Origin of the sequence: Streptomyces sp. NPDC006259 (genome assembly GCF_042870975.1) — a bacterium.
In the GTDB taxonomy this organism is placed as follows: Bacteria; Actinomycetota; Actinomycetes; order Streptomycetales; family Streptomycetaceae; genus Streptomyces.
The window spans coordinates 39,629-53,408 of sequence record NZ_JBIAHY010000007.1 but is presented as its reverse complement, the minus strand read 5'-3'; the positions used below and the strand labels follow the sequence as shown (position 1 = coordinate 53,408).

Annotated in this window: 11 protein-coding genes and 1 pseudogene; 4 read left to right on the top strand and 8 right to left on the bottom strand. The window is 71.9% G+C overall.

Annotated elements, in window-relative coordinates:
• Nucleotides 1–62: 62 nt before the first annotated feature.
• The 4 genes and pseudogenes from ACFYO5_RS27970 to ACFYO5_RS27955 form a co-directional block, all read right to left on the bottom strand.
• Nucleotides 63–209: pseudogene (locus tag ACFYO5_RS27970) on the bottom strand (FMNH2-dependent monooxygenase); the annotation flags it as partial.
• Between the two features lie 249 nt (nt 210–458).
• Entirely contained in the window at nt 459–1,220 is a 762-nt protein-coding gene (locus ACFYO5_RS27965) for an amino acid ABC transporter ATP-binding protein (RefSeq protein WP_356563550.1), read from the bottom strand.
• A 52-nt stretch (nt 1,221–1,272) separates the two neighbouring features.
• Nucleotides 1,273–3,030 (bottom strand): FAD/NAD(P)-binding protein, encoded by a 1,758-nt coding sequence (locus ACFYO5_RS27960; protein ID WP_388713811.1) that lies wholly within the window; start codon nt 3,028–3,030, stop codon nt 1,273–1,275.
• The gene (locus ACFYO5_RS27955; RefSeq protein WP_388713808.1) at nt 3,027–3,884 is read right to left on the bottom strand and encodes an amino acid ABC transporter permease; all 858 of its coding nucleotides are present in this window, start codon (nt 3,882–3,884) and stop codon (nt 3,027–3,029) included. Before ACFYO5_RS27955 ends, ACFYO5_RS27960 begins: the two co-directional genes overlap by 4 nt.
• A gap of 412 nt (nt 3,885–4,296) precedes the next feature.
• On the opposite strand from ACFYO5_RS27955, the gene ACFYO5_RS27950 reads away from it, so the two are divergent.
• Nucleotides 4,297–5,253, top strand: coding sequence for an ABC transporter substrate-binding protein (locus tag ACFYO5_RS27950; RefSeq protein ID WP_388713805.1), 957 nt, complete (start codon nt 4,297–4,299; stop codon nt 5,251–5,253).
• 33 nt (nt 5,254–5,286) lie between these two features.
• Here ACFYO5_RS27950 and ACFYO5_RS27945 read toward each other — a convergent pair whose 3' ends face one another.
• Nucleotides 5,287–6,462: a DUF5685 family protein gene (locus ACFYO5_RS27945; RefSeq protein ID WP_388713802.1), complete on the bottom strand. Its 1,176-nt coding sequence runs from the start codon at nt 6,460–6,462 to the stop codon at nt 5,287–5,289.
• Nucleotides 6,463–6,827: 365 nt separating this feature from the next.
• Between ACFYO5_RS27945 and ACFYO5_RS27940 the strand changes: the two genes are divergently transcribed.
• Nucleotides 6,828–7,265, top strand: a complete 438-nt coding sequence (locus ACFYO5_RS27940; RefSeq protein ID WP_356563559.1) for a cell division protein SepF — start codon at nt 6,828–6,830, stop codon at nt 7,263–7,265.
• A 36-nt stretch (nt 7,266–7,301) separates the two neighbouring features.
• Here ACFYO5_RS27940 and ACFYO5_RS27935 read toward each other — a convergent pair whose 3' ends face one another.
• Nucleotides 7,302–8,498, bottom strand: coding sequence for an acyl-CoA dehydrogenase family protein (locus ACFYO5_RS27935; protein ID WP_356563561.1), 1,197 nt, complete (start codon nt 8,496–8,498; stop codon nt 7,302–7,304).
• A gap of 164 nt (nt 8,499–8,662) precedes the next feature.
• Nucleotides 8,663–10,258, bottom strand: coding sequence for an MFS transporter (locus tag ACFYO5_RS27930; RefSeq protein WP_388713798.1), 1,596 nt, complete (start codon nt 10,256–10,258; stop codon nt 8,663–8,665).
• Between the two features lie 258 nt (nt 10,259–10,516).
• On the opposite strand from ACFYO5_RS27930, the gene ACFYO5_RS27925 reads away from it, so the two are divergent.
• A complete protein-coding gene (locus ACFYO5_RS27925) occupies nt 10,517–11,770 on the top strand; it encodes a mannosyltransferase family protein (protein WP_388713795.1) in 1,254 nt (417 codons plus the stop codon).
• A 236-nt stretch (nt 11,771–12,006) separates the two neighbouring features.
• The gene (locus ACFYO5_RS27920) at nt 12,007–13,038 is read left to right on the top strand and encodes a phosphatase PAP2 family protein (protein WP_388713792.1); all 1,032 of its coding nucleotides are present in this window, start codon (nt 12,007–12,009) and stop codon (nt 13,036–13,038) included.
• A gap of 48 nt (nt 13,039–13,086) precedes the next feature.
• Here the strand turns inward: ACFYO5_RS27920 and ACFYO5_RS27915 are convergent, their stop codons facing one another.
• Nucleotides 13,087–13,302 carry an I78 family peptidase inhibitor gene (locus tag ACFYO5_RS27915; protein WP_356563569.1) on the bottom strand — a complete coding sequence of 72 codons (216 nt, stop codon included), beginning with the start codon at nt 13,300–13,302 and terminating at the stop codon, nt 13,087–13,089.
• Nucleotides 13,303–13,780 lie beyond the last annotated feature (478 nt).

The following is a 13,780-nucleotide window of genomic DNA, read 5'->3' as shown; positions in this document are numbered from 1 at the left end:
CCGGCTCCAGGACCAGCCCCAGCTCCCGCTCCCGCTCCCGCTCCCGCTCCCGCTCCCGCTCCCGCGAAAGCGTCGCCCAGGGTGACGAAGTCGAGCCCGCCGCTCTCGGCGAGCCGGACCAACTCGACGTAGGCGCCGACGTCGTACACCCCCGGCTGGTCGACGGCGGCGGCCAGATGTGGCAGGCCCCGCCCGGCCGATGACGTCATCGGCACACTCCCCTTCCCCGGCATGCGGAACCCCGGCTCACCAGGCCTTCGCCACCCACAAGACCTCGCCTCGCGGAGCCCCCGCCGCCAGCGCCCCGCGCCGCGAGACCCCGGCCCACGTCACCGCGGCTCACCGCACCCCGTTTCAGAGTTCCCCGGTTCACTGAACTCGGGTTCACGGAACTCGCCCCGCGGAACCCCGCCCCGCGGCGCCCCAGTCCACATCGCCCCTGCTCACCGCACCCCACCTCACAGCACCTTGGAGAGGAACAGTCGCGTCCGCTCTTCCCTCGGCCGTCCCAGCACCTCCGCCGGCGGCCCCTGTTCGACGATCCGGCCGTCGTCCATGAACACGACCGTGTCGGCGACCTCGCGGGCGAAGCCGATCTCGTGCGTGACGACGATCATCGTCGTGCCCTGGGTCGCCAGGTCCCGGATCACGTCGAGGACCTCGCCCACCAGCTCCGGATCGAGCGCGGACGTCGGCTCGTCGAACAGCAGCAGTCCGGGTTCCAGTGCGAGCGCCCGCGCGATGGCGACCCGCTGCTGCTGCCCGCCGGACAGCTGCCCCGGGTAGGCGTCAGCCTTGTCGGCGAGCCCCACCCTCTCCAGCAGCCGGCGCGCCGACTCCACCGCCGCCCGGCGGGGCCGCTTCAGCGCGGACACCGGGGCCTCGATGACGTTGTCCAGGACGGTGAGGTGCGGGAACAGGTTGAAGTTCTGGAAGACGAACCCGATCCGGGTCCGCTGACGCAGCACCTCCCGCTCGGGCAGCTCGTACAGCCGGTCGCCGGACCTCCGGTAGCCGACGAGCACGCCGTCCACGCTGATCACGCCCCGGTCCACCTTCTCCAGATGGTTGATGGTGCGCAGCAGCGTGGACTTGCCGGAGCCGGAGGGGCCGAGGACGACGGTGACCTCGCCGGCGCGCACCGACAGGTCGATGCCCTTGAGGACCTCCAGCGAGCCGAAGCTCTTGTGCACCGACCTGATGTCGACCATGACGCTCATGGTGTGATTTCCCTCGGATCGAATCGGATCGAAGACGGGTTGACGGGCGGGGTCAGCCGACGGCGGAACAGCCCAGGTCGCGCAGGAAGACCAGTACGGCCCGCGCGGTGGCGTCGTTCTGCCGGAACGCGGGTCCGCCCGTGCGCGGCCGGGTGAACGCGCCCGGCGTCCGCCCGTCGGTGTGCGGCCCGAGCGCGAAGCGCCGGGGATGCGGCTCGCCGTCGCGGTCCAGGATCCGCCCGTCGAGGCGGTCCACCCGCAGCAGCCCGTCCGGCGTCTCGGCGACGCCCTCCTCGTGCAGCTCGCGCAGCAGCGGGTCGCGGGCGCGCCTGACCGTCGGTTCCGGCAGCCGGGCCTCGACCAGCGCCCGCGCCTCGACCGAGAACCCGGGCACGGTCGGACTCGACGCCCGGAACACCCCGTCCTCGGCGCGTACGGCCATGTCGGCGCCGACGAAGTGCAGCACCCCGGCCCGGGACAGCGCGAGCAGTTGGCGCAGCCGGGGTCCGGGCGGGCCGGAGGCCAGGTAGCTGAAGAAGCCGTGCCACCAGGACCCGATGTCCCCGAGCCTCACGAGCTGCCCGTAGACGGACAGCAGACCGAGGAAGACGGCCAGGTCGGGGCTGCGGGAAGGGTCGTGGCGACGGTTCAGGTCGGCCTCGACGTACTGCCGCAGGCCTTCCTGGAACTCCTCGGCGGACCCGTACCGCACCCCGTCCAGGGGCCGGTCCAGCGCGGCCAGATCGAGCCGGTCGCCCGGATCGGGCACGGCGGACACCACGAGGGTCTCCCGCTCGGCGGCGTCCCCGGCGGCGGCGTACTTCTCCTCGAAGTCGGTCCAGGCGACCGCCGTGCGCTCGGGGTGGGCCGTGAACAGCCGGTGGTAGTGGGCGAATCCCAGCTCCTTCTCCACCAGCGGCCACACGTCCCGCCGGAAGTCGAACCCGTGCGGCCGGGCGAGCAGTTCGGCGGTCTGGGCGGGCCCGAGGAACCTCGGCAGCGGCGGCCGCTCCCCGCTCCAGTCGTACCCGATCTTCGCGTGGTACGGCACGCCGCGCCGCGAGCCGACGTGGAGCACCGGCTCGCGCCCCGAGGGGACGTAGGTGTCGCCCTCGTACCGGCCGCCGCGGCCCTCGGTGAGCAGCACCATGAGGTCGACGAAGGCGAGGCCGAAGCCGCGGACCAGGACGGGTTCGCCGGGCGGCAGTGCGGACAGGTCGCTGTCGGCGGTGAAGTCCGGCGGCAGGTGGACCAGGCCGTGCTCGCTCGCGTACGCGGCCAGCGCCCGCTGTTCGCCGTCGAGTTCGGCGTCGAGATGGCCGAGGGCGAGGACCACCAGGTCGGCGAGGAGCGGTCGGGGGCGGTCCTCCAGCCACACCTGCTGGCGGCCCGCGCGCGGCCCGCTGACGCGCAGGGCGCGGCGCGCGTGGTGGTGGACGGTGACGGACGGGGGCAGCTCGGCCACCGCCCGCTCGTGCACCCAGCGCAGGTAGCCGCCCTGGAGCTGCCGGTCGGCGAAGGTGCGGCCGTCGATGCCGGCCCACTCGTGCAGGGTGGGTCCCTCACGGACGGGTCCGGCCATGTCCACCGTGTCGTCGGTGAACATGGTGACGTCCTCGGCGTGCGAGTTCATCCACAGCAGTGGTGACTGCGCGGCCCGCCAGATGCGTCCGGCGCCCGGCGGGTGCGGGTCGACGAGATGGATGTCGAGGCCTGAACCGTCGTACAGCTCGGGGGCGTTGGCGGCGATGCGCTCGATGAGACCGGTCCCCCGCGGTCCGGCCCCCACGATCACCAGGGAGCGTCTCATCGGGTGCGCTCCGAACCGCGCGCGTAGTGCTTCTCCACGTAGTACTGGCCGACGCCGAGCAGCGAGGTGACGACCGTGTACCAGACGGTGGCCACCATCAGCAGCGGGATCACCTGGTAGGTGCGGTGGTACACGAGCTGCACCGAGAACAGCAGGTCCTGGACGGCGATGACGCTGACGATGGAGGTGCCCTTGAGGGTGCCGATCAGCATGTTCCCGGCCGGCGGCACGATGGAGCGCATGGCCTGCGGCAGCACGATCCGCCACCAGCGGCGCCACCGGCTGAGCCCGAGCGCCTGCGCGGCCTCGATCTGGCCGCGGTCGACGGAGAGGATCCCGCCGCGCACCACCTCGGCGGCGTACGCGGCCTCGTGCAGGGTGAGCCCGATGATCGCGACGGCGACGGGCGTGAACAGGTTCACCGTCTTCACGCCGAACAGCTGGGGATAGAGCGCCCCGATGTTGAACCACAGCAGCAGCTGCACCAGGATCGGGATCGAACGGAACAGCCAGACGTATCCCCAACTGACCGAGCGCAGAACGGGATTGGCGGACAGCCGGCCCGCGGCGAGCAGCGTGCCCAGCGCGAAGCCGAGCACCATCACCACCGCCGTCAGCCAGAGCGTGAGCCACAGGCCGCGCAGCACGAAGTCGGAGGTGAAGTAGTCGGCGACGACGTCCCACCGGAACGCCTCGTTGCGCAGGACGGAGTTGACGGCGAGGCCGAGCAGGACGAGGACGGCGACGGCGGCCGCCCACTGTCCGATGCGGCGGTGCGGGACGATCCGCAGGGTGTCCGCGTGCTCCGGTATGCCCGGTGCGGCGGAGGCTTTGGCGAGGGTGTCGGAGGACATGCGAAGGCTCCGTGACTTCGTGTCGAACACGGTTGGGTGCCTTCACACCGATGCGCCGCGCGGCGCCGTACGGCCGAGCCCCTCAGCAGGGCCGTCCACCGAGACTACGGGGGCGTTTCCCCTCGCTGTCAAGGATGTCCACACTGTGAGCCGTACGTCTCACGTCAGTTGACGCACCACCGGATGCCTGTTCCACTTGGCCCATGCATCCACAGCAGTGGCTGGTCACGCGCTCCCACATCGACTTCGGTCGAGTGTGGTCCTCTTCCTGTTGAGCTGACCCCCTGCGTGCCCTGGTTCCCGGGCACCCCCTTCGCGTTCTCCCCTCCCCCCGGCTCTGCCTTCACCCGCGCCCCCTCCCCTCGGTTCGCGCTTCCCTCCCCCTTTTCGGCTGTCTTGGAGACCGCACACGATGCGTACGCCCACGCGCTCCCACCGGCGCATCCTCATCCCGTTCGCCCTGATCACGTCGGCGACGCTGCTGCTCACCGCCTGCGGTTCCGGCTCGGACGGCGCCGGGTCGGGCGGCACCGCCCGGGCGGCCGCCCAGCCCGACGCGATCCCCACCGAGGACGTCGTCTCCGCGATCCCGAAGGACGCGAAGGCGGCCGCCCTGCTGCCCTCCGGCGTGAGCGGCCTGACCGTCGCGGTCAGCGTCGGCGGCACCCCGCCGGGCACCAGCTACCTGGACGACGGCAGGACACTGGCCGGCCAGGACGTCGACTTCGCCCAGGCCGTCGCCAAGGTGCTGGGCCTGCGGCTGAAGACGGAGCAGGCGAGTTTCGAAGCGATCCTGCCCGCCCTCGACAGCGGCAAGTACGACGTCGGGATCGGCAACTTCGGCGTCACCACCGAGCGCCTCGAGACCATCGACTTCGTCACCTACATCAACGACGGTCAGGGCTTCGCCACCCGCGAGGACAGCGACCTGACCAAGGTGACCGAACTCGGTCAGTTGTGCGGTCTGACCATCGCCACCGGCGCGGGCACGACGTTCGAGGCGACGCTGGAGGACAACAAGCACGTCTGCACCGACGCCGGGAAGAAGGCGTACAAGGTGCAGACGTACAGCGAACAGGGCGCGATCTGGTCGTCGGTCCAGCAGGGCCGCAGCGACGTCGTGATGTCCACCATCAACGGACTGCGCTACGCCGTCGCCCACCAGGACGGCGTGAAGTTCCTCAACGAGTTCCACCGCCTCGACGTCGGCTTCGCCTTCGACAAGGGCACGAAGCTGGCCCCCGCCTTCCAGGCGGCCGTCGACAGGCTCATCGCCGACGGCACCTACGCCAGGATCCTCGAGAAGTGGGGCACCACGGGCTCGGCGATCGAGAAGTCGCAGATCTCCCCGCCGGAGCTGAAGGGCTGACGGGCTGACGGGCTGACGCGGGAGTGGGCCGGCTCAGCAGTCGCAGCCGCAACCGTCACAGCAGCAGCCGTCGCAGCAGTTCCCGCAGCAGTCACATCCCTCGCAGCAGTCGTCGCATTCGCAGCGCTGGCACAGACCCTCCTTGGGTTCCCGGGTCCACGGGTCCTCGTACGTGCCGCAGCACATCTGGCACGTGCAGGCGAGGCCCGCCCACACCAGGCATCCGGCGATGAGGCCGCGCCGGTCGCGGTGCGGCGGACGGGGGGGCGGCGGCGGACCGCCGGGGCCGGTCGGGGCGTACGGGTTGCCCGGCGGCGGCCCGTACTGCTCCGGCGCGTGCGCGTGTCCGCACGAGGCGGTGCCGAAGGCCCGGTCCACAGAGGTGCGCAACTCGTGCACGAGCAGCACATGCGCGAGCTTGGCGTCGGTGAACTCGGCGTCACGCAGGGCCAGCCGGATTCCGTGCACGGCGTCGTCCGCGAGCCGCCGGGCCTCCGTGAGGGAGGTGCCGGTGGCCGTGAGCGGGTTCCAGGCACCCGAGGCCGCGTCGCTCTCCCGGTCCTCCACGGCGTCGAGGAGATGCGCGAGCCGGCCGAAGAGGCGGCCGGCCTCGGCGAGCGGCTGCGCGTTGCCGGGCCGGCCGGCCAGGATCGCGGTGTGCGCGAAGGCCGCGGCGGTGGCCGTCTCGGTCGGTTCGGTGACGGTCAGCAACGGTGTGCCGGGCCCGGCGAGCGCCTCGATGCCGACCTGCCGGTCCACGGCGTCGACCAGGACCGCCGTGTCGAAGCCGACGGCGGATCCGCCGCGCGCACCCGCCCGCCCCCAGCTGGTGGCGACGCGGCGCGCGGCCAGGGCGACCGGGCGGCGTGCCAGCAGCCCGTCCCCGTCGGCGACATGGTCACGCACCTTGGCGGCGGCCAGCACCAGCGAGACGGCCGCCGCGAGCCGAGCCCCCTCACCCTGGGCGACGGACGCGGAGCGCATGCCGCGCAACGGACAGGGTCCTGCCGTACGCCGGCCCGCTCGGCCCCGCTCCGCCTGAGCCTCCGTCAGAACGGAGACCAGCAGGCCGTCGTAGTTGGTGACGATCCGTGCGAACTGTCCGTGGTCGCGGCGCAGGGCGAGGCAGAGCCCGCACAAGTGCGCCATCCACTGGGTCTTGAGCCCTTCACCGAGCCGGTGCCGGCACGGCCTGACGATCCCGAACATGTCGATCCCCCGTGATCCTCGTCGATTGCGACGTCGAGCGGCCCGTCCCCACGACATCGAACGGCCGTGGACACGGCCGTGAGCTGCCGCATCGTATCGACCGATTGTCACGCGGGAACGGCGCGCCCGGTTCACCCATCCGCTCCGCCGCTCACCCGTACGCCGTGAAGAATCATATTTCACTCACAGTCAGCAGCCGTGTAGGTCACGACCCTTGGGGCACTTGGACTCTCGACGGATCGACTGTGCACCAGTACCGTCACAAACCCCCCGCGCGGCGTCTATCCACTTGGCGCGACATCCGCATCATGGACGACCATGGGGAATGCGGAAAGCAAGAATGACCGCTGTGAGAGGAGGCGTCCATGGGATCGGTACGCAAGGCAAGTGCCTGGCTTGGCCTCGTCGACGACAACGATGACGAGCGTTACTACGACGACGACTACTCCGAGGAGACCGACTCCCGGGACGCCTGGGTCACCGACCCGCGGGTGAAGGTCGCCACCGACACGGCCGAGGAGAAGGGCCGCCGGATCGGCACCGTGACCCCGGACAGCTTCCGGGACGCGCGGGCGATCGGCGAGCTGTTCCGCGAGGGCGTCCCGGTCATCATGAACCTCACGGCCATGGATGCCGCCGACGCCAAGCGCGTCGTCGACTTCGCGGCCGGGCTGATCTTCGGCCTGCGTGGTTCGATCGAGCGGGTGTCGACCCGCGTGTTCCTGCTCAGCCCCTCCAACACCGAGATCGTCAACGGCGACCCGGCCGCGCACCGCGCGGACGGCTTCTTCAACCAGAGCTGAGGCAGGGCCGCTCGCCGGCCCCGCCCCCTCCGGGGGTCAGCGGAAGGCGTCGAGTCCGGTGAGCGCCTTGCCCAGTACGAGCTGGTGCATCTCGACGGTGCCCTCGTAGGTGAGCACCGACTCGAGGTTGGTCGCGTGCCGCATCACGGGGTATTCGAGGGAGATCCCGTTGGCCCCGAGGATCGTCCGCGCGGTACGGCAGATCTCGATCGCCTCCCGTACGTTGTTCAGCTTGCCGAAGCTGACCTGCTCGGGACGCAGGCGGCCGGCGTCCATGCGCCGCCCCAGGTGGTGGGCGAGCAGAATCCCCTTGTGCAGCTCGACCGCCATGTCGGCGAGTTTGGCCTGGGTGAGCTGGAAACCGCCGATCGGCCGCCCGAACTGCTCCCGTGACTTCGCGTAGTCGACGGCGGTCTCGAAGCAGGACCGCGCCGCCCCCATGGCGCCCCACACGATTCCGTACCGGGCGTGCGAGAGACAGCTGAGCGGACCCTTGAGTCCGACGACCTCCGGCAGTACGGCGTCGGCGGGCAGCCGCACGTCGTCCAGCACCAGTTCGCTGGTGACGCTCGCCCGCAGGGACCACTTGTGCTTGATCTCCGGCGCGGAGAACCCGGGGGTGTCGGTGGGCACGACGAAGCCCCGGATGCCGTCCCCGGTCTGCGCCCAGACGACGGCGACGCCCGCGACGGAGCCGTTGGTGATCCACATCTTGCGCCCGTCGAGGATCCAGTCGGAGCCGTCCCTCCTGGCGTGGGTCCGCATGCCCGCGGGGTCCGAGCCGTGGTCGGGCTCGGTCAGCCCGAAGCAGCCGATGACCTCACCGGCGGCCATGCGCGGCAGCCAGGTCCTCTTCTGCTCCTCGCTGCCGAACCGGTGGATCGCGTACATGGCGAGGGAGCCCTGGACGGAGACGAGGGAGCGGATCCCGGAGTCGGCGGCCTCCAGCTCCAGACAGGCCAGCCCGTACTGCACGGCGGTGGCACCGGCACACCCGTATCCCGTCAGGGACATCCCGAGCGCGCCGATCCCGCCCAGCTCCCGGGCCAGTTCCCGGATCCGGGGCAGCTCGCCGTTCTCGTACCACTCGGCGACGTACGGCAGCACCCGGTCGCCGGCCCACCTGCGCACGGTCTCCCGTACGGCGAGGTCCTCGTCGTCCAGGAGATCGTCGATCCCCAGCGGGTCGGACGGGTCGAAAGGAGGCGGTACGGACCCCGAGGACGACGACATGATTCCCTCCGAAACCTGAAAACTAGCACCGCTAGTCACGCGACTCCCCCGACGTTACGACGCCCCACGGACCCCGTCCAGCCCCCACTCCCCCCGCCACCCGGAGAGCCGCCGGCGGTGTCGGGGCCGCACGGGCGACGCCCCGGGTGGGAGAGGAACGGCTGTCAGGCCGAGACCCGCGACTGCACGGCCTCCCGGGGCGAGGGCAGCTCCACCGCGGGGGCCTCGCACTGCATCACCCGCGGCAGCCGCAACGCCATCGCCGCGCCCAGCAGCAACAGCCCCGCGCTCACCACCAGCGTCACATGCAGTCCGTGCACGAAGCAGTCCCGGGCCGTGCGCCGCAGCGCCTCCCCGGCCGGCCCGCCGAGCCGCCCGGCGACCTCGTAGGCCTCGCCCAGCGAGTTCCCCGCCGCGGCCGACGCCGCGGCCGGCACGCCCGGCACCGACGACAGCCCCGGCGCGTAGGCCGCGTTCATCACACTGCCCAGCAGCGCGATCCCGATCCCGGCCCCCAGCTGGTACGACGTCTCGCCGATCGCCGCCGCCCCGCCCGCCTGCTCCGGCGGGGCCTCGCTCAGCATCGACTCGTACGCCCCGAACAGCGTGGTCTCCAGCCCGAACCCCAGCAGCAGGAAGCCGGCCAGCAGCAGCCCGGCGTTGTCCGACCGGCCCATCACGGTCAGCGTGAGGACCGCGGCGGCCGTGAGGCAGAACCCGGCGCACACCGTCCGCCGCGGCCCGAACCGTCGCAGCAGCCGCGCCCCGGCGAGCCCGGCCGCCATCGCCGCGAAGGTCAGCGGCAGCAGCCGTAGCCCCGTCTCCAGCGGGGACAGGTCCAGCACCAGCTGGAGGTACTGCGCCGCGATCAGTTCCAGACCCACCAGCGCCAGCATCGCCAGCACGATGCACCCCACCGCCGTGCTGAACGCGGGCCGCGCGAACATCCGCAGGTCCACCAGCGGATGCGCGCGGCGCCGCTGTCGGCGGACGAACAGGACGACCAGCAGCGCGCCCACGGCCAGCGGCCCCAGGGTGGACGGGCCCAGGTCGCCGGCGCCCAGCCGCTTCACGCCCAGGACGGCGGCGAACAGTCCGGCGGCGGCCATCAGCGCGCCCACGACGTCCCACGGCCCCTGCCCGGCGCCCTTCGACTCGGGCAGCAGCAGCCGCCCGACCGGCAGGCTGACCAGCATCAGCGGGATGTTGACGAGGAAGACCGACCCCCACCAGAAGTGCTCCAGGAGGAAGCCGCCGAGCAGCGGACCGATCGCCGCGCCGACCGCGGCCACCGCGCTCCAGATGCCGATCGCCAGCGCCCGCTCGCGCCGGTCGGGGAAGACCTGGCGCAGGATCGACAGCGTCGCGGGCATGATCATCGCGCCGCCCACGCCGAGCAGCGCCCGCGCGACGACGAGCATCTCGGCGCTCCCGGCGAACGCCGCCATCGCCGAGGCCACGCCGAACAGCGTGTAACCGAGCAGGAGCACTCTTCGACGGCCGATCCTGTCGCCGAGCGTGCCGAAGAGGATCAGCAGCGAGGCGCAGACCAGCGGATAGGTGTCGACGATCCAGAGCAGTTCGATCGCGTCGGGCCGCAGGTCCTCGGTGACGGCGGGCACCGCCACATGCAGCACGGTGGCGTCGACGGCGACCAGGAGCAGGCTGACGCACAGCACCACCAGCACGACCCAGCGGTCGGCACCGGCCCCGGCCGCCCGACGGCGCAGCCGAACGGCGGCCGTGGTCGTCCCGGACATGAACGTACCTCCCAGAGTTTCCCCGGGTTCGGCGGGCTCGCGGGGGTGGGGACTCCCCGGGGCTCGGCCGGAGAGGAGCGGTGGTCTCCGGCCCGCGCGACGAACGACGAGTGACACGCAGCGTACGCGAGTTCGTGCGTCGTCCACGTGGCGGACCTCTCACGGTCTCCGGCCGACCATGTGGCGTGCACCACTCCGCTCACGGCCCGTCGTACCCCGGCGCACCCTCCGCTTCCGGCCCCCGCCGATAATCGCCCGGTGACCGATCCAGAGACCCGCGCGGCGCCGCCCGCCGGCCCCGCCACCCTGCGCCGGGCGGCCCCCGCCCTGCTGGGCTACGCGGCCGTGCGCGCCCTGGGGCTGCTCGCCCTCGCCGTGTGGAGCGCCGCGCGGGACAAGAGCGCGTACACGTTGTTGACGGCCCGCTGGGACTCCTTGTGGTACACGCGGGTGGCGGAGCTGGGCTACGGCTACGAGGTGCGCCTGCCCAACGGCGACGTCCACTCCAACCTGGCCTTCTTCCCGCTGCTGCCGTGGCTGGAGCGTCTGGTCGCGGCCGTGACGCCCCTGTCGTACGCCGACGCCGGTCTCGCCGTCTCCCTGGTCGCCTCGCTCGCCGCGGCCTGGGGGATCTTCGCGGTCGCCGACCTTCTCCACGGGCGGCGGGCCGGGGTGTGCGCGGTCCTGCTGTGGGCCGTACTGCCGGTCGGGATCGTGCAGTCGATGGCGTACAGCGAGTCGCTGTTCACGGCGCTGGCCGCCTGGTCGCTGTACGCCGTCCTCACCGGCCGGTGGGTGACCGCGGGTCTGCTGGCGTCGCTGGCGGGGCTGACCCGCCCGGTGGGGCTGGCCGTGGTGGCGGCGGTGTGGGTGGCGGGCATGGTCTCGTTCGGGCGGGAGCGGAACACGGCGCCCGAAGGGAGCGCGCCGGCGGATGTACGCGCCCCCCGGCTCCGGACCGACCGGCGCGAGGGCGCCAACCAGGGCGTGGAGGACGAGCGAGGGGGCGCGCACGCCGCCGCCCGCGCCCTCGGTCTTCTCCTCGCCCCCCTGGGCGCCGCCGGCTATGTCCTCTGGGTCGGCCACCACACGGGGCGGGGTCCGCTCGGCTACCTCGACGTCCAGGCGGGCTGGCGCAACGGATTCGACGGCGGGTACGCCTTCGCCCGATTCGTCATCGACAAGTTCACGTCAATTCCGTCGGCCTTCGCCGGTCTCGCCCTGATCATCGGAGTCGTCCTGCTGATCCGGCTGTACGTCGCCGGTGTCCGCGCGCGCCAGCCGCTCCCCCTGCTGGTCTACACGGGGATCGTCCTCGCGCTCGCCCTGTGCGCCTCGAGCTACTTCGGCTCGAAACCGCGCCTGCTGCTCCCCGCCTTCCCGCTGCTGTTCCCGCTCGCCCAGGCCCTCGCCAGGGCGCGGCCCCGGCGATCGGCGCTGGTCGCCGGCGGTCTCGCCCTCGCTTCGGCCGTCTACGGGGCGTGGTGGCTGAACGGTTCCGGTCCGCCCTGACCCGTCCGGCTGACCGGTGAGCCGACCGGGAATGGCGCCCGTGCATTCGGTGAACGCATTCATAAGTCAGCCAAAACCAGCCCCGGAATGATCAAAGGAATTGAAGGGAACCGTGCCAGGTGATTGCGGAATCCGGAGGAATAGGCACCCTTCTGAGAGCAATCCCACATCACATCGTCATCACAAAGCCGTGGATTCGGCAGGGAACTGCACTCACTCGCTGTAACGTCGATTGGGTGCGTACCGAACAAAACCTCACCCGTCTGGACCGGGTGTTCGCAAGGCTCGACCGCGAGCCTGAACGGCCGGCCCACATCGATGTGCCGCAGATGAGCAGGCACCGGGTCGCGCTGTTCTCGGCGACCCTGGCCTTCTACCTGGCCATCGTGTGGCTCGTGGTGACCACCTCGTGGCTGGTCCGCCTCGACTGGCAGGTCATGTTCTTCCGGCCGTACCAGCAGTGGTCCGAGATCCACTGGTTCGTCGACTACTACGTGGTCCTCGGCCAGCGCGGGCCCACCGCCGTCATGGTCTGCGCCTGGCTCGGCTGGAGATCCTGGCGCCAGCACACCCTGCGGCCGCTGCTCACGCTCGGTGCGTCACTGCTGCTGCTGAACATCACGGTGGGCGCCGCCAAGATCGGCATGGGCCGTCTCGGACCGCATTACGCCACCGCCATCGGCTCGAACGAGATGGGTCTGGGCGGCGATATATTTCCCAGCGGCCACACCGCCAACGCGGTGGTGACCTGGGGAATCCTCGCGTATCTGGCCTCCACCCCGCGAGCGAGGCGCTGGCTGTCCGCCCTCTCCGCGGTGACCTCGCTCGGCGTCGGCCTGGCCACGGTCTACCTCGGTACGCACTGGCTGAGCGACGTGATCCTCGGCTGGGCCGCCGGCCTGCTGATCCTGCTGGGACTGCCCTGGTGCGAGCCGCTGATCGCCCGCACCGAGGCCTGGATCTTCACCCTGCGCGACCGTCTGCGCGACCGCCGCGCCGGTGCGGTGCCCGTGCCGACCCCGGTCCCGGTCCCGGTGGCCGTGCCGCTCAAGCAGCGCGCCTCGGCCGGTCAGCAGGACGAGACGATCGCGGCCCACGAGGCGGCGCCCCGCCCGCCCAGAGCGCCGGTCCACCTCGCCCCCGGTCCGCACACGGCCCGCGCGGAGCGCGCGCCCGTCACCCCGGTCGGCAGCCGCCGTCCGCCGCACGCGGACCGGCTTCCGCACGGCTCCACCACCTCGGCGGCCCGCCCCCTGACAGGCGGCTGACCGGCCCGCGGGGCCCGCCGGTACGCACCCGCCCGGCCCCGCGGCACCTCAGCCCTTCCAGGCCCGCGTCACCTGTCCTTCGCGCACCTCGAAGTTGAGCCGACCCGCGCGGTACTCCATGGTGATGACCGTCCCGGGCGCCAGCGAGCGCACCGTCGACCATCCCCGCTCACGGGCGAGCCGCTCGGCCCTGCCGCTCTCGAGGCCGACGTATCCGTCCGGACTGTCCTGGGGCTCCGCAGGCGGAGTGGGAATCGGTGCCATACCCGCAACGCTAGGGCGGCACAGCCGTTCCGGGAACCCCGAACGGGAGATGTGGATCACTACGGTCACACTTCTGTCACAGGATCACGACACGCGTTTCGGCCCGACTCCGTCACACGAACGAGCGGTTCCGTACGCCTTCCGCGCCTATTCGGTCGCCATTTCCCCGTGGAGGCCCGGCCCTTTCCCTTACCCCGCCGAAAGGGCCCCAGAGCCGTTCCCGGACCCCGCTCCATTCCCATTCCGCAGGAGCCTGCCGGGACCGAACACTCATAGGAATTCCACGGTTCCCCCACACAACCTCCGCCCGTCCGCCCGTCCGTCGGGCGCGTGGCGGCGCGAGCGCCGTGGCCGCGGCTCGCGGTCACCCGTGCGGCACGGCGGCCGACGGAGGCGGCGCGAGGGGCGAGGCGGGAAGGAGGAGCCGGCGAAGAGGGCGCGAGTGAGGCATGCGGGGTGAGCAGACCGTACGGCGGCG

What these genes read in the sequence shown, in the direction of transcription:
- ACFYO5_RS27965 (WP_356563550.1), bottom strand. Translation starts at nt 1,220, where the DNA reads ATGAGCGTCATGGTCGACATCAGGTCGGTGCACAAGAGCTTCGGCTCG.
- ACFYO5_RS27960 (WP_388713811.1), bottom strand. Translation starts at nt 3,030, where the DNA reads ATGAGACGCTCCCTGGTGATCGTGGGGGCCGGACCGCGGGGGACCGGT.
- ACFYO5_RS27955 (WP_388713808.1), bottom strand. Translation starts at nt 3,884, where the DNA reads ATGTCCTCCGACACCCTCGCCAAAGCCTCCGCCGCACCGGGCATACCG.
- ACFYO5_RS27950 (WP_388713805.1), top strand. Translation starts at nt 4,297, where the DNA reads ATGCGTACGCCCACGCGCTCCCACCGGCGCATCCTCATCCCGTTCGCC.
- ACFYO5_RS27945 (WP_388713802.1), bottom strand. Translation starts at nt 6,462, where the DNA reads ATGTTCGGGATCGTCAGGCCGTGCCGGCACCGGCTCGGTGAAGGGCTC.
- ACFYO5_RS27940 (WP_356563559.1), top strand. Translation starts at nt 6,828, where the DNA reads ATGGGATCGGTACGCAAGGCAAGTGCCTGGCTTGGCCTCGTCGACGAC.
- ACFYO5_RS27935 (WP_356563561.1), bottom strand. Translation starts at nt 8,498, where the DNA reads ATGTCGTCGTCCTCGGGGTCCGTACCGCCTCCTTTCGACCCGTCCGAC.
- ACFYO5_RS27930 (WP_388713798.1), bottom strand. Translation starts at nt 10,258, where the DNA reads ATGTCCGGGACGACCACGGCCGCCGTTCGGCTGCGCCGTCGGGCGGCC.
- ACFYO5_RS27915 (WP_356563569.1), bottom strand. Translation starts at nt 13,302, where the DNA reads ATGGCACCGATTCCCACTCCGCCTGCGGAGCCCCAGGACAGTCCGGAC.